The following is a 21,119-nucleotide window of genomic DNA, read 5'->3' as shown; positions in this document are numbered from 1 at the left end:
CCCCGGGCGATCGAGCCCACGTTGCTTCGATCGAAGGCTGCCACACCGAGACACGTCGGGTCTTCGAGACTGCCGGCCCGAAGTCGATTGGAACGGTCGTCACCCGTCAGGTCCGGGTCTGCGATTAAGCGGAAGCACCCTTCAGGCGGACTTCCCAATCACTGACGCCCCCTCGACGACAACGACACCAAGGATCGGTTATGACCAAGACCATGCAGGCGGTCGTGCTTTCCCGTTTTGGGGGGCCGGACGCGTTTGAGTTCCGCGAGGCGCCGGTTCCGGAGTTAAGCCCGCGCCAGGTTCGGGTGCGTGTGCACGCGACCGCCGTCAATCCGCTCGACTACCAGATCCGCCGCGGCGACTACGCAGACTACGTGCCGCTGCCCGCCATCATCGGCCACGACATCTCAGGCGTCGTGGAGGAGGTCGGATCTGGCGTTGATGAGTTCTCGCTCGGTGACGAAGTGTACTACACGCCGAAGATCTTCGGCGGCGCTGGCTCGTACGCCGAGCAGCACGTCGCGGACGTCGAGATCGTTGGACGCAAGCCGCGGAACCTCAGCCACCTTGAGGCCGCCAGCCTGACGCTCGTGGGCGGCACGGTCTGGGAAGCGCTTGTCGAGCGTGCGCGGCTGAGCGTCGGGGAGACGATCCTCATCCATGGCGGCGCAGGCGGCGTGGGTACAATCGCCATACAGGTCGCCAAGGCGATCGGCGCACGGGTGATCACGACCGCGCGCGCCAGCAACCACGACTTCGTCCGCTCACTCGGCGCTGACGACGCGATCGATTATACCGCGGAGGATTACGTCAGGGAGATTTCCCGCCTGACAGAGGGACTTGGCGTCAACGTCGTCCTCGACACCGTTGGGGGGGATACGCTCACCAGAAGTCCATCAATGCTGGCGCCTTTCGGCCGTGTCGTCAGCATCGTCGACATCGCTCAGCCGCAAAACCTACTGGAGGCCTGGGGCAAGAACGCTGCGTATCACTTCGTGTTCACCCGCCAGAACAGGGGCAAACTCGACGCGCTCACCGCTCTTGTCGAGCGCGGGCTGGTGAAGCCCGTGATCGGAGCGACGTTCCCCCTCGCGCAGATGAGCGAGGCGCACGCTCTTTCGGAGAACGGCGCCGCACGAGGGCTGCGCGGGAAGGTGGCGATCGACGTCGCCGGCGCGGCGCAAGCGTTGCAGGCCGTTCAACCAGCCGCCTGATACGCGGACCAGACGACAAACTACCCCTTGCAGTCGCCTTTCGCGTTTTGAACGCGCAGAGATATGTGGTGACCGAGTTCTTGGCTTTGCGTCGTCGAACGACGCTTTGGCCAGGATCTCGCGCCGCCTTTGCACGCAGGGCCGGATTCTTTCCAATGACTTGGGCTCTCGCGCTGTATTGGCGCGAACCGGCCGCCCACAACCCAGAGTTCGCCCAGATTGAGGCGCACAGGCGGCTCACGACGCTTCTCGATGGGATGCTCGCGGGAAGCCGATCGTCTTGAACCTTCCGACACCCCCGCGATCACGATGACCAAGCAACCTCCGCAAAGCGCGGAAAACAGGATCCTCTCATGACCTTCCGCAATGGCCTTGCTTCGCTTCTTCGGCCGGAAGACTCCGTAGTCGTTCTGATCGACCACCAGCCCTTCCAGCTCGCGAACCTCAACAGTCACGACCCGCAGATGGTGATCAACAATTCCGCGGCGCTGGCGAAGGCCGCGAAGGCCTTCGGCGTTCCTGTGATCCTGACGAGCGTCGTCGCGGAGCGAGGCGGCGTCATCTTCTCCCAGATCACCGACGCGTTTCCGGGTCAGGAGGTGATCGACCGGACGCTGATCAACACCTGGGAAGACGAGAAGGTGGTGGAGGCGGTCAAGAAGACGGGCCGCAAGCAGCTGATCATCGCGGGCCTCTGGACGGAGATCTGCGTCGCCATGCCGGCGATCCAGGCCGCCGGCGAAGGCTGGGACGTCACAGTCGTCACCGACGCGTCCGGCGGCGTCTCGGTCGAGGCGCACGAGGTCGCGATCCAGCGCATGATCGCCGCCGGGGTGAACATGATGACGTGGCTTGCGGTGTCGGCCGAATGGCAGCGCGACTGGGCCCGCACCGAGCACGTCGACGGGCTGATCGAGGTGATGAAGCAGCACGCCGGCGGCAGCGGCATCGCCTATCTGTGGGAGCAGCAGCTGCTCAACACGCCGGCGCCCTCTCGGGCCGCCGGCTGATCCCGACGGGATGGCGAAGGTCTCGGGGGAGGATCGTCGCAAGCGAGTCCCCAGCGGTCGGGCCTTCGTCATCCGCGCGAATCCGGCGAAAGGCCCGCCCCGTCACTTGACGATCATGACCACGACGCCCCACCCTCCCTCAGGGTCGAGTTCAGTCGCCGTGAGCTTTCCGTCCTCGTTTGCGTCGGCCTGCGTGAAGCGCGCCCGCGCAATGGTGAGCCGCTCATCCATCTCGAGCGTCTGATCACCATCCTTGTTGACGCTCTTCCACTCCTCATCGCTTTACCCGGTCCTTGACCTCGTCCGGCTCCAGCGTGTCGTCGCCATTCGTGTTGAGCCGCTTGAGAATGTCCGCTGGTGACCTTGGTCATCGTCTCCGCGGCGGACGGAGTGATGGCGAGCAAAGCAGAAGCCATTAGAGCGGCGGCGAGTTTGTCGGTCTTCGCTGACCCATCCTAATAACGAAGCGTTTTACTTATTACGTGATGGTTCCGCGGCCTCGCCACCGCTCGAGCGAGCGCTCGCTGAACAAAAATGCGCGAGCGTGCTGGCCGGACCAAGCGCCGATGTCGGATCAGCGTCCAGATCCGCCTGCGCCGCGCCGCCGACCGGACGCTCGCAACATCCGCTTGGGTCAGAAGCGCCCGCTGATGCTATATCCCTCTGATCAGCTTGAGCCATTTGCGGTATCGTGACGCCTTTGGCGCTGGCAATCCCGCATCACGACAGCGGCGCACCGCTTCCCGGTGCGCCTTTGCGATGGCGCCAGACCTCAATGGGCGGTTCGCGAGCAACTCATCGGTGACATTTTCTAGGATCGCTCGCCGAAGCTGGCCCTGCGTTAGCGACAGCCGGCCGGCGCCGCGCTGCCAGCGATCGAGCTTCGTGAGTTGCCTCGCCGTCGGCGCGGGCTTGACGTCGCCGCTGTCGGCGCGAGCCTGATCCCGGCCGGAGAGCCAGCACCGGGCCTCGGCTCGATGCGCCAGCTCGGATGGGACGATCCTGGCCTCACCGGCCGCCTTTGCCGCGCGCCCGGCCGCCCTCTGCGCGGCCAGATGATTACGGAGCCGCCGAGCCCGCCAAGCCGGCACGGAGATTTCGAACTCGGGTTCAGCTCGCATGAGCTACCTAATCACCGACGAGGCCGCACGACGCCTGCCGTTTTCCAAGCGCCGGTCGGCTTATCACGATTGGCGGTGAGCGCGACGCAGCGGCCGACCCTAGCGATGGCTCGGCCGCAAGCTGCTCGGCGTCTCGATAGTCTCCAGAGATGGCGGTCCGACGCTGCGGGGCGACGGTGAACCTCAGGAATCGGGACGATGCTCCCGGCCTTCAGGCGGCGATCCGGCTCGCCTGAGCACCGAGCGCAGAGCGACGCGCGTTGCGCCGCTTCGCCGTGAGAATAGGGTTGCGGGGTTCACGAGAGGACGACATGCACCCATTGCATCGGGAAGCGCACCTCATCCATCGGATCGGTTGGCTTCGCGCCGCCGTGCTCGGCGCGAATGACGGGATCATCTCGACCGCCAGCCTGGTGGTCGGTGTAGCGGCCGCGGCGAAGGGGCCGGGCGAGGTCGTCGTGGCCGGCATCGCAAGCCTCGTCGCCGGCGCGATGTCGATGGCGGCGGGCGAGTATGTTTCCGTCAGTTCCCAGGCGGATACGGAACAGGCCGACCTCGAGCGCGAGCGGCATGAGCTCGCGACCATGCCGGATGCCGAACTGAACGAGCTGACGCAGATCTATGTGGGACGCGGCGTCGAGCCCGACCTCGCCCGCAAGGTGGCCGAACAGATGACCGCGAAGGACGCGTTCGCCGCCCATGCCCGCGACGAGCTCGGCCTCGCCGAGCACGTCGCCCCGCGACCGGTGCAGGCCGCGCTCACCTCCGCTGCGACCTTTGCGAGCGGGGCCCTCCTCCCTCTCGTCATAGCCGTGCTGGCTCCGACGCAACTGACGGGCGTGGCGGTGTCGCTCGGTTCCCTTGCCGGACTGGCGGTGCTTGGGGCCGTCGGGGCACGGGCGGGCGGGGCCGGTGTGCTGCGCCCGATGCTTCGCGTGACCTTCTGGGGCGCCGTCGCGATGGGCGCGACAGCACTCATCGGCGCGCTTGTCGGGCGCGCCATCTAGGGGCAGGGAGCCTCGCGCAGGTTGAAGCGCGCCTCCTCGGGACACGAACGTCCTTCCGCCCGCTTCGGCCGGGCGGCTGCGAACTCACCGCACCGCGAACAGTTCCTGATGGAACCGCGCCGAGACGCTCAGGCCATGTCGCCCCAGCTCGTCTCGCAGCGCTCTTCCGAAGCCCGGGCGGGCCGCAGAACCACACGCTGGCGGTCGGCCAGTCGGGAACGGCGGCCCGGATCGCGTCGCCGCTGAGCCGTCCGTCGCGGGGGTCGTGCAGAACGTGGAGGCGCACTCCGGCGGCGGCCGCGTCCGCGGTCAGTTTCCGGATGGCGTCCTCGCTGTATCCGGCCGTGCTGTGGAAGAGGTCGACCGCCTGTCCGTGCGGCCGGTCCGGATAGTCGCGAAGCGGGCCGGCGCCCATGCCTATCTTGAAAGGCGAGACGCCAATCTCGGCAGGGTGACCGTCAGACTCGTGGATGAAAACGGGGACCTTGCGGAGATCCAGAGGGGCTCGTGTCGGTTGGCTCTAGATTGAGACCGAGGGTACGCGGACTTGTTCACATAGAAGATCTCTTCGAGATCCCGCCTATAGCATCTTGGAACAAGGCGGCCGTCCCAAAGGGAGAGTGGAGCTATACGTGGGGCGCGCCAGAGCTCAGCTTGAGGCTGAGGGGAGGCTTCGGATGCTTCGACTCCTCAAGCGCCGTCGCCTTCGAGGATGATCGTAAGTTCGTGCTCGCGCCCGTCCAGCGGAAGCCGCAGGTCTTCAACGGTCGGATCGAGCGGTCGCCCATCGAGCATATGCTGCGGAGCGCTGTCGTCCGACGCACGCCGCTTAACCCGAATCCGACAGACCGTCCCTTCGACGGTGAGCGTCGCATCGAAGCCCGGCCATGACTGCGGGATCACGGGGGAGACGCGCAGATACGCGCCATCACGGGTGACGCCGAGGATTCCTTCGAGACCAGCCCGATACATCCAGGCGGCGGAGCCCGTGTACCAGGTCCAGCCGCCGCGCCCGACATGCGGCGCTACCGAATAGACGTCCGCGGCCACCACGTAGGGCTCGACCTTGTACCGATCGGCCGCGGCGGGGTCGCGCGCATGGTTGATCGGGTTCAGCATGGCGAAAAGGTCGTGCGCCCCTGCGCCGTCGCCGAGCTTGGCGAAGGCGAGGATCGACCACATGGCCGCGTGGGAGTACTGCCCGCCATTCTCGCGCAGGCCCGCCGGATATCCTTTGATGTAGCCGGGGTCGTGCGGGGTCGAGACGAAGGGCGGCGTGAACAGGACCGCGATCCCGTCGTCGCGCCAGATCAGCAGCTCGTCGACCGAGGCCATCGCGCAAACGGCGCGCTCTCGATCGGCGGCGCCTGACAGCACCGCCCACGATTGCGCGATCTGATCGATGCGGCACTCGTCACTGTCGCGGGATCCGAGCCAGGCGCCGTCGTCGAAGGTCGCGCGGCGATACCAGTTTCCGTCCCAAGCATTGCGCTCGATCGCGGCGCGGACGCTTTCGGCGTGCGCACGCCAACGCGCGGCGCGGTCCGGGGCGCGCGCCTCGGCGAGCGGCGCGAACAGCGCGACAGTGCGGATGAACAGCCAGCCGAGCCAGACGCTTTCTCCCCGGCCGCCTTCGCCCACGCGGTTCATGCCGTCGTTCCAGTCGCCGGTGCCCATCAACGGCAGGCCGTGCGGGCCGGTGAGCGCGACGCACTGGTCGAGGCCGCGGGCGCAATGTTCGAACAGGGACGCACGCTCGGCCGAAACCATGGGCTGGAAGAACGCATCGTGCTCCCCGGGCTTCAGAAGCGGGCCCTCCAGGAACCCGGTCTCCTCGTCAAGCGCCGAGGCGTCGCCGGAGGTCGAAACATAGGTGGCGGTCGCGTAGGCGAGCCACACGCGATCGTCGGAGATTCGCGTACGCACGCCTTGGCCGGAATGCGGCAGCCACCAATGCTGCACGTCGCCTTCCGGGAACTGTCGGCTCGCGGCGCGGAGCAGGTGCGAGCGGGTTTCGGCGGGGTCGACGAGAGACAGCGCCATGCCGTCTTGCATCTGGTCGCGGAACCCGTAGGCGCCGCTCGCCTGATAGAAGCCCGAACGCGCCCAGATCCGGCAGCCGAGCGCCTGATAGAGCAGCCAGCCGTTGAGCATGATGTCCATGGTTCGGTCGGGCGTGCGAACCTGTACGCCGCCGAGACGAGCCTTCCAGCTGCCGGAAACCTCGGCCAGCACGGCGTCGAGGTCGGCGACGCGCGTGCGCAGGATGAGAGCGCGCGCGTCGTCCTCGGAGCGGCACTGGCCTAGGAGCCAGACGATCTCGACGCTTTCGCCGATGCCGAGCGCGACGTCGGTTGAGAGCGCGGCGCACGGGTCGAGCCCAGCCCCGGTCGCGCCGGAAAGCGGCGTTTTCCGGAACAAGGCGGCAGGCGCTTCCGGCCCGCCGTTGCGGCCGAGGAATTCGGTGCGGTCGGCCGTCCAGCCAGTCTGGCGGCCGCACAGATCCGCGAAAGCGACCCGCCCGGGGAACGCCGAACCCCAAGGGTTGCGGGCGAACAGCGCGCCGGTGTCTGGATCGACCGCCGTGACGACGAACGGCGCGGACGATCCGCGCACCGTACCAAGCACCCATTCGCAGAAGGCCGTGACCGACAGACGCCGCGGGCGACCGGATGTGTTGCGCAGCGTCAGGCGCGATATCTTCACCGGGTCGGCCACGGGCACAAACTGCGTCAACTCCAGCGCGACGCCGTTGGCCTCATGCTCGAAGCGGCTCGAGCCGAAGCGGTGGCGGGCGACATAGAGGCCCTCGTTGCAGATCGGCTGCGCGGTCGCGGTCCAGACCTCGCCAGCCTGCTCGTCGCGGACGTAGATCGCCTCGCCGGCGGGATCCATGACTGGGTCGTTCGACCACGGCGTCAGCTGGTTCTCGCGGCTGTTCTCCGACCAGGTCGAGCCGCTGCCGCCCGCTGAGACCTGGAACCCGAAGCCTGGGTTGGCGATCACGTTGATCCACGGGGCGGGCGTGGTGCGGCCGCCGTCGAGCGCCACGACATACTCACGGCCGTCGTCGCCGAAGCCGCCGACCCCGTTGAAGAATTCGAGCCCGGCCGTCGCGGCGTCGCGCTGCCGCTCCGTGCTTCTCGCCACGGTGGTTTTGCGACGCCGGGGGGCGCGGAAAGGCGTTGGCGCGGGCAGCCGCGCGATCTGGTCCGCGATCGAGCCGCGGCGGGCGACGAGCACGACGCGCGCCACCGAGAGCAGCAGGTTGCGGGCTTCGATCGGCAGCAGGTCGGCGCGCAGGGTATAGACCGCCCCTTGCGTCGGGGCGTCGCCGGAACGCGGTCGCGACTGGCTCGATCGGTCGGCGGCGCCAATCGCTTTCTGCAGGTCCTGCAGGTAGGACGAGGCGTGCTCGTTGACGATGACGAGATCCACCGAGATCCGCTTCATCCGCCAATACTCGTGGGCCCGCAGCAACTGGCGAACCTGCTCCATGTCCTCGACGTCGTCGATCCGCAGCAGCACGACGGGCAGGTCGCCAGAGATCGAATAGGGCCAGAGCGCGGACTGGGCGCCCGCGCCGCGGGCTATGACGTCAGAGGCCGCCCGGAAGCGCGCGTCCGGGTAAAGCAGGGGCGCTGCGAGCCGCTGGAAGTCGGCGGCCTCCTCCGCGGTGACGTCGAGATGGCGCAACTGCACTTGGGCCTGCGTCCAAGCGAGCGTCTTGGCCCGATCGAAAGCGTTGCGATCGTGATGGGCCTCGACGAGGTCAAGCAGGTCCTCGCGTGCGGTCGCGACCACGGTCCAGAACGCGACACGTACGCGGCCGCCGGCGGGGAGCGTCACGCGGCGCCGGATTGAGAGCACCGGATCCAGCACGGTCCCGACGGTCTTCGTCAGCGGCCGAGCTGCATTGCCCGAAAAGGCCGCCGAAGGCGCCCGGCTGCGCCCGAGGAACTTGGCGCGGTCGGTCTCGTACTCGGGGGCGGCGGACTCGCCGCCTTCGACGACAGCGAAGTGCGCCGCGCACAGCGCCGCCTCGCCATTCGTGCGGGGGCGACGCGTCGCGATCAGCGCGCCGTATTCGGGCAGGTGCTCGGTCACGACGAAGAGCTTGGCGAAGGCCGGATGCGCGGCGTCTGCGGCGGGCGGCGCGAGCACGATTTCGGAATAGGACGTCAGCTCGATCTCGCAGGCCGCGCGGCCCGCGTTCGTCAACGTGACGCGCCGGACCTCGGCGTCGATCTCACCCGATACGATGACCTCCATGGTCGTGGTCAGCGAGCCGTCGCGGCGGATGAAGGTCGCCTGATCCTCGCCGAACACCACCTCCTGGTGATCCGCCGGCGCACCGACAGGCTGGGCGGCCGCCGACCATGTCCGGCCGCTCGCGACGTCCCGCAGGATGACGAAAGAGCCGAGGTCGTCGCGCGTGGCGTCGCCGCGCCAGCGGGTGACAGCGAGGTCGCGCCAGCGGCTATAGCCGGCGCCTTCCGCGGTGAGCATGACGGCGTAGCGGCCGTTCGACAGCACGTGGGTCACCGGAGGGCCGCCCGTCGACGGCGTCACGTGGCGCATGACCGAGGCTTCCGTGACCTCTCCGGACGAGGCCCTTACTTCCTCGGCGCGCGCCGGGAGCACCGCGACGTCGCGCGGCATGCGCTCCTGCAGGAGGAGATCGCAGGCTTGGATGATCGGCTCGCGATGGAAGCGCGCGCGCATCCGGCCGTCCTGCAGGACGTTGGCGAGCGCCACAATCGTCATGCCCTGATGATGGGCCATGAAGTTGCGGACGATCGCGACCCTCTCGCCCTCCGGGAGGCGCGAGCGGGTGAAGTCGAGCGCCTCGTAGAAGCCGTAACGTCCGCGCGCGCCCATATCCGCCATGCGCCTGAAATTCGCGAGGGCGCCCTGCGGGTCCACCATGGCCGCCAGCGCGGTCGCGTAAGGCGCGAACACAGCGTTCTCGGCGAGGCCGCGCTTGAGGCCCAGGCCCGGAACGCCGAAATTCGAGTACTGATAGGTGAACTCAAGGTCGCGCGCGTTGTAGGCCGACTCAGACACGCCCCACGGAACCCCGAGCGACTTCCCATACTCCTGCTGCCGCCACACGATCAGGCGGTTGGTCTGCTCCAGCAGGCTGCCGGTCGGCGCCCGCATGACGAGCGACGGCATCAGGTACTCGAACATCGAGCCCGACCACGAGATCAGCGCGGACGCGCCGCCGATCGGGGTCGCAGTGCGGCCGAGGCGGAACCAGTGGCGGGTCGGGGCGTCGCCCTTGGCGATGGCGAACAGGCTCGCAAGCCGTGCTTCCGAGGCCAGCAGATCGTAACAGCTCGGGTCCAGCCGGTTGTCGGGCAGCGAATAGCCAATCGAGAAAAGTTTCCGCTCCGGATCCAGCAGGAACGCGAAGTCCATATCGAGCGCAGTCGCGCGGGCCTCTGCGGCGATGGCCGCGGCCCGCTTGGCGAGCCCGGAGCTCGGGCCCCCGGTTCCATCGCGCCTGTGCTCGGCGACGCCACTCGCGAACGCCCGGATCCAGTACTGGAAGTCGGACGCGCCCTCGGACGCCGCCGGCGGCAGCACCTCGCGCGCGACCTTCAGCGTCTTCTCGGACAGCCGCGCGAGGACCGGCGCGAGCGTCGCGATCGCGACGCCGCCGTTCAGTTGGCGGTCGATCTCATCGAGGATCGCCACGATCTGGCGGCCGGATTTGTCGTTGCGCGACACGAGCCTGGCGAGCGCGACGCGGGCGAGCGCCAGGTTGTCGGCAAGACCCTGCCGGACGGCCGCCGGCGCTGGCTCCGCGGCCCATTCCTCGCAGGCGTTGGCGAGCGCGATGAGGTGGCCCGCGAGATTGCCGCTGTCGACGGTCGACACATAGGCCGGAGTGAGGGGCTGGCCGGTTTGGCTGCCGTACCAGTTCAGGAAGTGCCCGCGATGGCGCTGCAGATTTCGCAGCGACGCGAAGGTCGCCTCCAGCCGCTCGACGGTCTCGAGGGCGCCCGCCCAGCCGAAGTCGCGGGCGGCGACCGCCGACAGCAGGTAGAGCCCGACATTGGTCGGCGAGGTGCGCCGGGCGACGACCGGCTGAGGGTCCTCCTGGAAATTGTCCGGCGGCAGCATGTGGTCGGCCGGCGTGACGAAGGTCTCGAAGAACCGCCATGTCGTGCGGGCGATCAACCGCAGTTCGAGCGCGTCGTTGTCCGAGACGGCGAGATCCGACGCCGCATCGGGCGGACGGCTCGCCCACAGCGCGATCGCGGGCGCCAAGCTCCATGCAGCCGCGAAGGGTACGATCAAAGGCCAGGCGTGCGGCGCGAGCGCGAGGCAGAGCGTCACGAGCCCGAGCCCCACGCCGGTCCCCCCCGCCATCATTTTGTAGAAGCCGCCGAGCGTCAGTCGCGGCGCGGCGGTGGACTGCGCGGCGCTGGTCCATTCGAGCAGCTGGCGCCGGGTCCGGAATACCCTGTCCAGCGTTCGCGCGATCGCGTCGCCTGCGCGAAAGGCATGGTCGGGCAGGAATGCGATCGTCAGCCCGATCTGCGTCGCGGCAAGCCGGAAGTCGGCGAACAGGACGCGGTTGTGCGCCCCGAGATGGATGCCGGACCGCCGCGGCACGATCGAGAAGAACAGGTGAAGAGCGGCCGGGACTGCGATCGCCGAAACCGTGAACAGAACCGCCCACGTGGCGGCTTGAGCGGGAGCCAACCAGCAGGCCGCAAGCGTCGCCAACGTGGCCGGCGCGACGAGCGAGCGGCGGAGGTTATCGAGCATCTTGCCACGGCCCACGGCGGGCAGCCCCTGGTGGCCCTGTCCCACGCCCAAAACCCACGGAAGCAGCTGCCAGTCGCCGCGTATCCAGCGGTGCTGGCGAAGCGCGGCGACGTCGTAGCGGGACGGGAAGTCCTCGATGACCTCGACATCGGAGGCCAGACCGGCTCGCGCGAACACTCCCTCGAACAGGTCGTGGCTCAGCATGGCGTTGTCGGGTATCCGGCCCGCGAGCGCCGCCTCGAAGGCGTCGACGTCGTAGATTCCCTTGCCGGTGTAGGAGCCTTCTCCGAACAGGTCCTGATAGACGTCCGAGACCGCGGCCGCGTAGGGGTCGACGCCGCCTGGAGCGGAGAAGGCGCGCTGATAGGCGGACCCTTCCCGACCGATGGGCAGGGAGGGCGTCACCCGCGGCTGGAGGATGCCATGACCCCCGACGACGCGCCTTTCACCGGCGTCGAAATCCGGTCGGTTCAGAGGATGGGCCATCTTGCCGATCAGCCGGCTCGCCGCGTCGCGCGGCAGCCGCGTGTCAGCGTCGAGGGTGATGACGTACCGGACATCCGCAGGAACCCGGGGCGCGTGGCCGTCGATGGACGAGAACGTCGTGTCGGCAGCGCCGCGTAGCAACCGGTTCAGTTCGTGCAGCTTGCCACGCTTGCGCTCCCAGCCCATCCACACGCCGTCGACTGCATTGAAGACGCGGCGGCGATGCAGCAGCAGGAAGCGATCGCCGCCAGGGCCCGGCCCGTGCGTCGCGTTCAGCCGCGCGATCGACGCCTCGGCGATGGCGAGAAGCGCGGCGTCGCCATCAAGGGTCTCGCGGTCAGCGTCGACGCCGTCGACCAAGAGAGCGAACGAGATGTCGCCGCCGCCTCCCGCCAGATGGTGCACCTCGAGCCGCGCGATCTGCTCGGCGAGCTCGGCCTCGCCGGTGAGCAGGGTCGGCATCGCGATCAGGGTCCGGAGCGCGGACGGCACGCCCGCCGACAGGTCGAGGCCTGGAAGCGCGTTGGCTCCGAAACTCCAGCCGATCAAGCGGTTGACGAGCGCAGTCGCGACGTCGGTTGCGGGGATGACCCCGAGCGCCGCGATGATCAGCGGCCAGACGATCCCGCCGCCTGCTGCGACCAGCGCCCAGACGACGCCGCCAAGCAGCGCGACCGTGAGGGTCAGGATCGCCCCGATATAACCGCCGATGCCGAGGCTGATGCTGAGCCTGTTGAACCACAGCCGCGGCGACGGGCGGAACCCGATCGCGCGCTCCAGTGCGGGCCGGCCTTCCGCGATCAGATAGTAGCCCGGATCGTGGACTCGCTCTGTCCCGGCGGGAGGCGCCCCCCCATCAGGTCGGGACGCGGCGAGGGCCGCATCGGCGACCTCGAGTTCGCTCGCGGAGGAGCCCCGGGCAAGCTGCTCGATCGCGCTGCGGTAGAGGTTGCGGGTCGAGAAATCCATCGCCGCGAAGTCGCTCGCGGCCCGCAGCTTTTCGTCCACGAGGCTGACGCTTTCGAAAACCTCCGCCCAGTCGATGTCCGAGATCAGACGCATGCTGGTGATGACGTTGCGGATCGTCACGTTCGAGGCGCCCTGGCGCATCTGCGCGTGCCGCACGGATTCGTCGATCGACGACCCCTGGAGCGCCAGCCGCTGCTCTAGCCATTCGAGCGCCGGGTTGGTGCGCGGATCCTGATCGCGCAGGCGCTTGGCGAGTTGAGCTGCGAACAGTTCGGAGATGGGCCCCTTGGGGCGCGTGGCGATGTCGGCGTCAAGCGCGGAGCGCGCGCCCCCCGAAGCGAGCAGCCGGTTCGCCAGTCCCTCCGCGTCGGCGCGGGCAGCGCGCGCCACGCTGATCTGATCGGCCAGCCTTCGCAGGTTCTCGATCAGAACGATGCGGATCGTGATCGCCACCGCCCAAAGCTCGCCGATCGTGAGCGGTTGAACTCTCTGATAGGCGGCGACGAAGCGCGTGAGGAACTCCGGATCGAAATGGCTGTCGGTGTGGGCGACATAGGCCCAAGCGATGCCGAACACGCGTGGGTAGCCCGCGAACGGACCTCCGGAGAGCTTTGGGAGTTGACGATAATAGCCCGGCGGCAGGTCTTCCCGGATCTCGCGGATCTGATCCTCGACGAGGTAGTAGTTGTCGAGCAGCCATTCGGCCGCGGGCGTCACGCCCCGCCCGCTCTCGAGCTCAGCGGCGCTCGCCCTGTAGGCCGCGAGCAGCGTGGCGGCGTTGTCGTTCAGGCGTTTCCGCAGCGACCGCACGAATGGCGGCCGGTCGGCGATCGGCTGGGCGGCTGCAAGCGACTCGGCGTGCTGCTCGAGCCGCTCCGCTCCGAACAGCTCCCCGCGGACCGGCGAAACGTCGTCCCACGGGGCGGCGGGGCTCCTGCGTGCCAGGATGTTGCGCGCGATCTCAAGCATGTCCGGCCTTTCAGCCGACCCGGGCAGGGCAAACCCTCCATGCGCGGCGAAAACGGGAGCCGAAGCTCAATGCCCCCGCCGCGTTGATCGATCCCGCCGCGTTCGAGAGCGCCTTGATCGCGGCGAAGACCGAGAGCGGAGCCAGAAGGAAATTCACGCCTCGGCAGTGGCCGTACAATCGGTGCGAGGCGCGATGCCGGGTTCTTCTGTCTATCTGGCGGCCTGTCGCTTCTTCCCGAACACGGGAAAGACGCTGGCTTCGCCGTAATCGATGCGACCGCCGGCTTCCCGCAGCGTCGCCATGTCCTCATCGGAGATCACGAAGTCTATCGCGACGTTTTCACGGATGTGCTGGACACTCGACGATTTCGGCAGGGGAAGCAGGTCGAGTTGCAAGCAGTAGCGGATGCAGAGCTGCGCGATTCCCACGCCATATTTGCCTGCGAGTTCGGCAAGTTGTGCGCTGTTCAATGCCGCGCCGTGGGCGACTGGCGAATAGGCCTCCACCAGCAGCCCCTTGCTCCGGCTGTAGTCGATCAGATCGAACGGCATGTTGCCGACATGAGCGAGGATCTGGTTGACCATGGGCGCGACGCTGCCGTGTTCGAACAGGTTGTCCAGATCGGGCGCCTCGAAGTTGGAGACGCCGATCGCGCGGAGCTTGCCGGCTTGATGGGCCTCCTCGAGCGCGCGCCACGCCTCGAGATTGCCTTCGAAGAAGTGCTCGCCCTCACGAAACTCAGCCCAGGGCTGCGGGCTGTGGATCAGCATGAGATCGATATAATCCAGGCGTAGCGCCTTCAACGAGCCGTCGATCCGCTCGCGCGCTTCGTTGAAGCTCTTGCACTCGGCGACGAGCTTGGTGGTGATGAACAGCGCATCGCGTGCGACGCCGCTGGCGCGCGCGCCCTCACCGACGCCGCGCTCGTTCCCGTAAGCCTGAGCAGTGTCGATGTGGCGATAGCCGACGCCGATAGCGTCACGCACGACTTGCCCGGCCGCGGCGTCATCGATCCGCCAGGTGCCAAGGCCGATCTTGGGAATGGCGACGCCATTGGCGAGCGTGAAAGTCTCCTCCAGGATCATGCGTTCACTCCTTCGGAGCGCCAAGACTCGCTGAAGTAGCAAGGTCGCTTCTTGCGGTATTCATGCCATCTGCGGCGTCGAAGCGGCAATGATATAGATCAGCAGCGGCATGTTCTTGAACGACAGTTGGTTCGGCCTGCCCCCTGAAAAGTGGTCCGACCCCAGGCATGGCTCTAGGCTATGTGGAGGGCTGAAACGGTGCCGGAGGAGAGGCGCACGCCGGAAGGATCGTCGGGAAGCTATCCGTCACCCGCTCCGCCTCCGCAGGGTGGCGCGCGGCGATGTATGTCCGGATCACGGCCTCGCCGGCTCGGTTGACGCACGGGCGGCCTCGCGCGCATCCGGGTCGTCGCAGCCGGTGCCTCGAGGCCGCTGTAGGCACTCAGGGCAGAGCTTCAGTGCTGCAATGACGCGGGCTGCGTCGCGACATCCTTGCCGTCCACAAACACACTCTTGTTCGGCCGTAGCGGTCGGCGCCCTTGCGGACGATCTCCGGCTCCCGGCCCCTTCGGCATGCTCGAGCTCTTCCAGCTGAGGCTGCCCGCGACAGGCTGGCTGCGCTCGGGTCGGCTCGCAGGTCCAGCGAAGGCGAGCGCCCGCCTTCGGCTAGCGCGCCAAAGACCGCTTCTGCCGCTTGGCTGAATGCCTGCTCCTGACCTTCCGAGCCTATTGAGCTTGGTGAGCGAAGGCCTAGGGCGTCAAGTGACGGAGGCCTGAGTGGGATCGTTAGGTGTTGTCGATCCTCTTCACGCCTTCCATGCCCCCGCCGACGCATCTCCGCCAGGATGCTCGTCGCAAGCCGGAAGACCACTACGCCTGTAACCTCGCCGCAGATCGCTGTAACCCGCCCGTAGTCGCCTCGCCGGACGCTTTGCTGAATCGAAGCGGCAGGACGACGCGTCATGAGCAGATTTATGGGTGAGGACGCCGTTGTGATCGGCGCGGGCATTGCGGGCTTATCAGCCGCCATGGCCGTATCCGGTTTCTTCAGGAACGTGACGCTGGTCGAGCGGGACGCAACCGAACCAAGCGACGACCCGCGGGCAGGCGTGCCCCAAGGCCGGCATCCGCATGTGCTCACGAGCGGGGCGCTGCGCGCGCTTGAAGAGCTGTTTCCTGGCCTCAGCCAGGCGCTGACCGAAGCCGGCGCGCTTCCCCTCTCGGCCGGCTGGGATATACGACAGGAAGTGCCCGGCGTCGGCGCATTGCCCCAGCGCCGGATTCCATGCCCGACCTTCGCTGCTACGCGACCGGTGCTGGAACGCGTCCTCAGCCAAAGCCTAAAGGCGCAGACCAACGTCACGATCCGCCGCGGGGTCGCCGCGCTTGGCATTTCCACGGCTCCTGACGGAAGTCGGGCGACCGGCGTCCGCGTCGAGGACGAGGACGGAGAGGTCAAGGACATCAAGGCCGATCTGGTTGTGGACGCCTCGGGCCGGATTGGTCTTATCGCCAGGGCTCTGGAGGCGATCGGGCGCCCAATGCCCAGGGGCGAGGCGATCGGCATCGGCATCGGCTACACGACCGGAGTGTTCCGGATCCCGAGCGACGCTGAGCCCGATTTCGGAATTTTGGTGACTTGGGCGGACCCGCCGCACAACGGCCGGTCAGGCTACTTGGTGAAGATCGCCGACAATGTCTGGCAGGTCCTGATGGTGGGCCGGGGAGGAGATCAACCGCCGGCGGACATTGACAGCTTCTACGATTTTGCCCGCACCCTCGCTACGTCCTCCATCTCGGACGCGCTGAAGAAGGCCTGTCCGCCTCAAAAGCTCACGCGGTTTCGATTCCCCGAAAGTACGCGGTGGCGGTTCGGAGCGGGCTCTGCGCCGGCGGGGCTGCTCCCGATCGGCGACAGTCTCTGCCGGTTCAATCCGATTTACGGGCAGGGCATGGCGGTGGCGGCCCAAGAGGCCGTGCTTCTGCGGGAGCTGTTGCAGAGTTGCGCCTCCCGAGCGACCGATGGGCTTTCGTGGTTGGCGGATGAGTTCCCGAGCCGATGCGACGCGCTCGTCGAGGCGCCTTGGATGACGTCCGCGGTCCCGGACTTCGCTTATCCAGTCACGACCGGCGCCCGGCCTCAGGATTTTGATGAGCGAATACGAGCTCAGGGCGAGTTGCTCCAGAACGCATTTCACGACGAGGCTGCTCATCGCACCCTGCTCGGAGTTCAAAATCTTCTTCCGAGGGGCTTTCTTGCCTTGGCGTAAGCCGACCGGCCGGGGGGCGCGCTTGCCGTCTCCATGACGCGAGCGTGCGGAGGGATGATCGCAGCTAGCCTGTCCCGCACAGCTTCCGCGCGGAAGAGCTCGAGTGAGCGCTTCGCGGACCGGAGCTCTGGCGCATCGAGCGTGCCCTCGATCCACTCGGCTGGTGCGGCGTATGCCGCATGGGACGCGTGAACCATGCTGGCGGAGGCATTGCGGCGCTCTCCAAACCTCCCCGGACGAGAAGGCCGAGAGTGTTGCAATCTGGCCCCCTCCCTTCGCCAGCTTCCGACCGCGAGAGACTTGCGATGTCGAAGGGTTGAGGTCGAATTCGACTTGGCCTTTGGCATATCCAACCGGTCGTTCTCGCCGCCTGCGGCCGAGCGAGATCAGGACGTTCGCGGCACCGAAGCGTCATCATTCGGGAGCCCGGAACCGACGCGCATGCTCTGAAACACGTCCTCGACATGGATCCGCGCGCTGACTTCCGCACGCCCGGGGTCGCGGCTCGCGATCGCGTCCACGAACGCCCGATGCTGAAGAAGCCAGTGTTCAAGGCGGCCGGGAGGCGAGACGATCTGCTCGCGGAGGCGTCCCCAGGCGGTCAGCTTGCGCAGTTCGTTCACCGTTTCGAACACGGACAGGACCAGCCGGTTGTGGGCGGCCTCCGCAATCGCGCGATGCAGCGTGCTGTCCCAGATCTCGTAGGTGTCGGGATCATGGGCTGCCTCGCTCTTCTCGAGGCAGTGCCGCATATGCGTGATCTCGGTCTGGGAAGCGCGCATGGCCGCAAGCCGCGCGATCTGCGGCTCGATCATCAGCCTTAGCTCCATCAGTTCCCAGGGGCTGGTCGTATCCGCGATTTCGATGAGGTTGGTCCGGGCCGCCAGCACCTTTCCGGCGAAGGTCCCGCGGCCGACGTGCCGCCATATCAGCCCTTTGGCCTCGAGCGAATCCAGCGCCTTGCGCAGCGTGCCGCGGCTGACCTTGATCGCAGCGCACAGTTCCCGCTCCGGCGGCAGGCGGCCGCCGTCCGAAAGGCGGCACTTCTCGACGATCTCGAGCAGTTCCTGTTCGACCTGCTGGTGCTTCACGCGAGAAAGCCTCCGGAAACGCGACGTGGCTCCGTGCGACGGAACCCCGGACTGACATCCATAGCCGCTCGGATGCGCCGCGCAACGGGCGCCTCAGGATTGAGCGCACTGCTCACAGAAGCAACAATAAAGTACCAATAAGGCAACATTGGTCCATTCTCCTGGACAGAAATTCGTTCTTTCGGATCAGGTGCTTACGGATTTCCATGGGTATTCGAACGAAGAAATGTTGACTACAAAATTCTATTGGAATGAAATTGGTTCATAGCAGCTGATCGGGGAGGCGCATGAGCGCTCGGGCATTCCGCAACAGTCCCAACGACGGACGAACGATGCACCCGCGCCTGATGGGCCAGCGAGGAGCAGTCACGGCGGAGCATTATCTCTCCGTCGATGCCGGGGCCGATACTTTGAAGGCGGGCGGCAATGCTGTGGATGCCGCCGTCGCGGCAGTGCTTGTCGAAGGACTGCTCAATCCGCAGATGAATTCGATTGGCGGCGAATGCCCGATGCTGGTCTACATGGCCGATCGCGGCGAGGTCGTCGCGCTGAACGGCAACATGGCGGCGCCCGCGGCCGCCACGCCGGAGGCCTTCCGCCGTAGCGGTTTCGACCAATCGCCAAGCGAGGGCGTCATGGCGGCGGGCGTTCCGGCCACGCCGAGCGCCCTGATCACGGCTCTGAAACGCTTCGGAACGATGTCGTTCGCCGATGTCGCGGCGCCAGCGATCGAACTCGCCCGTAACGGCGCGCCGCAGCACTGTGGCGTGATCGGCCAGGAGAAGTTCGGGCTGAGGGACCTTGCGGACAAATTTCGCGACAGCTGGCCGTCCAGCGCCGAGCTTTATCTCGATAACGGCAGCGTTCCAGCCGAGGGCGCGATCTTCAAGAATCCTGCTCTGGCTTCCATGCTCGAACTGCTCGCGCAGACCGAGCGCGCGACCGCCGGCGATCGTGTCCAGAAGCTCGACGCCGTCCATGCAGAATTCTACCGCGGAGCGGTCGCCGATGAGATCGCGGCGTTCTCGGCGCAGCACGAGGGGCTGCTTGTCCGGGAGGATCTCGAGGTGTTCGAGACCTATCTGGAGGCGCCGCTGAGCCGGGCCTTCGGCGACGCCACGCTGTTCAAGTGCGGTTTCTGGACCCAGGGCCCCGCAAGTCTCCAGGTCCTGGCGTTGATGGAGCAGTTCGACCCCAGGTCGCTCGGCCACAACAGCGCCGATTATCTGCACCTGCTGATCGAGGCGACCAAACTCGCCTATGCCGATCGGGAGCAGTTTTACGGCGACGCCCGGTTCGCCGCCGTGCCTGCCGAAAACCTCCTCTCAGACGATTACGCGCGCGCCCGGGCCGCCCTGATTTCCATGGACACGGCGGACGGCGGCCTCCGGCCGGGCGACGCCTTCGCCTGTGGCCCGCTGCTTCCGGAGAAAGATCGGTTCTCGCAGAAGCCCTGGGGCCACGGGACCGTTCATGTCGACGTCATCGACAGGCACGGCAACATGGTCGCGGCGACGCCGAGCGGCGGCTGGATCGCGTCGTCTCCCGTGATCCGGTCGCTCGGCTTCCCGCTGGGCAACCGGATGATGACCTTCTATCTCGAGCCGCCCCACCATCCGAATGTCGTCGCGCCGGGCAAGAGGCCGAGAACGACGATCAGCCCCTCGCTCGCGTTCCGCAAGGGCGAGCCCTGGATGGTCTTCGGGAGCATGGGCGGCGACCAGCAGGAGCAATGGCAACTTCAGTTCTTCCTGAACCGGGTCCTTTTCGGGATGACGGTGCAGGAGGCGATCGAGGCCCCCAAGATCAGCAGCGAGCACTATCCCGGGTTCTTCGCGCCCCACAATTCGTTCCCGAACTTCGTCCGGATCGAGCCGCGCATCGGCGAGGATGCGATAGCGGAGCTTCGTCGGCGCGGACACGAGGTGGAAGTCGCCGTCGACTGGTCCGAAGGCTTCGTGCTCGCCGCGGCGCGCGACGCGAACACCGGCCTTCTCGAGGCCGGCTTCGATCCACGTGGGGCCAAGAGCGAGGTTTTCCCCGCATACGCGCAATGTTGGTGAAGAGAGCCCTGAGCCACACGCACTACCAGGAAGGATTTAGGCGCGTTTACGGACGCGTCGTCGACTGCTGCTGAACCGTTCGTGATCTCCGGCTTGCCCTGATCGGCATGTCGATTGCCTGGTTTTACTTTCCGAAAATCCGGATCCTGCCGCGGGCAGGCAAGCGAGGTATTATGAACCGCCGTAAAGTCTTGTCCGCCGGCGCGCTGGGCGCGGTCGCTTCTCTGGCCGCGCCTGCGATCGCGCGCGCTCAGCAGACCTTCTCCTGGAAGATGACCAACGCCTATGGGCCCGGCACGCCGCTTTACGTCTCCGGCCCGGGCAGCCCGACCCATTTCTGCGAGCTCGTGAAGGAGATGTCGGGCGGCCGGCTCACCATCCAGCACTTCGCCGCCGGCGAGTTGATCCCGGCGCTGGAAGGCTTCGACGCCTGCTCGGCCGGCACCGTCGAGATGAACGCCGCCAACTCGTATTTCTGGGCAGGCAAGGTTCCGGCCGCCCAGTTCTTCACCACCGTTCCGTTCGGGCTCAACTTCCAGGGCCAGAACGCCTGGATCTATCACGGCGGCGGGCTGGCGCTGTGGGAGGAGCTCTACGAGCCGTTCAACCTCGTGCCCATGCCGATCGGCAACAGCGGCGTGCAGATGACCGGCTGGTTCCGCAAGCCGATCGAGAAGATCGAGGACTTCAAGGGCCTCAAGATGCGCATCCCGGGGCTGGCCGGGAAGGTCTATGCGCAGCTCGGCGTCGACGTGAAGCTGCTTCCCGGCGGCGAGATCTTTCCGGCGCTGGAGCGCGGCGTGATCGACGCGGCGGAGTTCGTCGGCCCTTACCAGGATCGCCGGCTTGGCCTGCAGAAGGCGGCCAAATACTACTACACGACCGGCTGGCACGAGCCGAACAACGTCACCGAGCTGACGATCAACCAGGCCGCATGGGACTCGCTGCCCGACGACCTGAAGGCCGTCGTCCGAAGCGCGGCAGCGGCCTGCAACACGATCAGCCACACCTGGTGCGAGGCCACCAACGCCGAGGCGCTCGACGATCTCGTCAAGAACCAGGGCGTGATCGCCGGCCCCCTGCCCAAGGACGTCGTGGAGGGATTGCGCG

10 protein-coding genes are annotated in these 21,119 nt (G+C 67.1%); 6 read left to right on the top strand and 4 right to left on the bottom strand.

Annotated features, from left to right (window positions below; translation table 11 throughout):
• Positions 1-200: 200 nt before the first annotated feature.
• Together ACIKT0_RS02840 and ACIKT0_RS02835 are read left to right on the top strand one after the other, a co-directional pair.
• Entirely contained in the window at positions 201-1,214 is a 1,014-nt protein-coding gene (locus ACIKT0_RS02840) for a zinc-dependent alcohol dehydrogenase family protein (protein WP_407103894.1), read from the top strand.
• A gap of 353 nt (positions 1,215-1,567) precedes the next feature.
• Positions 1,568-2,224, top strand: a complete 657-nt coding sequence (locus tag ACIKT0_RS02835; protein WP_407103893.1) for a hydrolase — start codon at positions 1,568-1,570, stop codon at positions 2,222-2,224.
• A gap of 102 nt (positions 2,225-2,326) precedes the next feature.
• On the opposite strand, the gene ACIKT0_RS02830 is transcribed toward ACIKT0_RS02835, so the two are convergent.
• Positions 2,327-2,455: a hypothetical protein gene (locus ACIKT0_RS02830; RefSeq protein ID WP_407103892.1), complete on the bottom strand. Its 129-nt coding sequence runs from the start codon at positions 2,453-2,455 to the stop codon at positions 2,327-2,329.
• 1,201 nt (positions 2,456-3,656) lie between these two features.
• Here ACIKT0_RS02830 and ACIKT0_RS02825 point away from each other — a divergent pair.
• A complete protein-coding gene (locus tag ACIKT0_RS02825; RefSeq protein WP_407103895.1) occupies positions 3,657-4,352 on the top strand; it encodes a VIT1/CCC1 transporter family protein in 696 nt (231 codons plus the stop codon).
• Positions 4,353-5,042: 690 nt separating this feature from the next.
• Here ACIKT0_RS02825 and ACIKT0_RS02820 read toward each other — a convergent pair.
• Together ACIKT0_RS02820 and ACIKT0_RS02815 are read right to left on the bottom strand one after the other, a co-directional pair.
• Positions 5,043-13,559 (bottom strand): glycoside hydrolase family 94 protein, encoded by an 8,517-nt coding sequence (locus tag ACIKT0_RS02820; RefSeq protein WP_407103891.1) that lies wholly within the window; start codon positions 13,557-13,559, stop codon positions 5,043-5,045.
• Positions 13,560-13,769: 210 nt separating this feature from the next.
• Positions 13,770-14,645, bottom strand: a complete 876-nt coding sequence (locus ACIKT0_RS02815) for an aldo/keto reductase (protein ID WP_407103890.1) — start codon at positions 14,643-14,645, stop codon at positions 13,770-13,772.
• 914 nt (positions 14,646-15,559) lie between these two features.
• Here ACIKT0_RS02815 and ACIKT0_RS02810 point away from each other — a divergent pair.
• Positions 15,560-16,855: an FAD-dependent oxidoreductase gene (locus ACIKT0_RS02810; RefSeq protein ID WP_407103889.1), complete on the top strand. Its 1,296-nt coding sequence runs from the start codon at positions 15,560-15,562 to the stop codon at positions 16,853-16,855.
• A gap of 386 nt (positions 16,856-17,241) precedes the next feature.
• Here the strand turns inward: ACIKT0_RS02810 and ACIKT0_RS02805 are convergent, their stop codons facing one another.
• Positions 17,242-17,946, bottom strand: a complete 705-nt coding sequence (locus ACIKT0_RS02805) for a FadR/GntR family transcriptional regulator (protein ID WP_407103888.1) — start codon at positions 17,944-17,946, stop codon at positions 17,242-17,244.
• Positions 17,947-18,233: 287 nt separating this feature from the next.
• Here ACIKT0_RS02805 and ACIKT0_RS02800 point away from each other — a divergent pair, with 287 nt between their 5' ends.
• On the top strand, positions 18,234-20,009 hold the full coding sequence (locus ACIKT0_RS02800; RefSeq protein WP_407103887.1) for a gamma-glutamyltransferase family protein: 1,776 nt from the start codon (positions 18,234-18,236) through the stop codon (positions 20,007-20,009).
• A gap of 173 nt (positions 20,010-20,182) precedes the next feature.
• Positions 20,183-21,119 (top strand): TRAP transporter substrate-binding protein (locus ACIKT0_RS02795; protein WP_407103886.1); only part of this gene is annotated, 937 nt, incomplete at its 3' end.

Source organism: Hansschlegelia beijingensis (genome assembly GCF_045505405.1).
GTDB classification, from domain to species: domain Bacteria; phylum Pseudomonadota; class Alphaproteobacteria; order Rhizobiales; family Methylopilaceae; genus Methylopila; species Methylopila beijingensis_A.
This window is presented reverse-complemented; position numbering and strand designations above follow the sequence as displayed.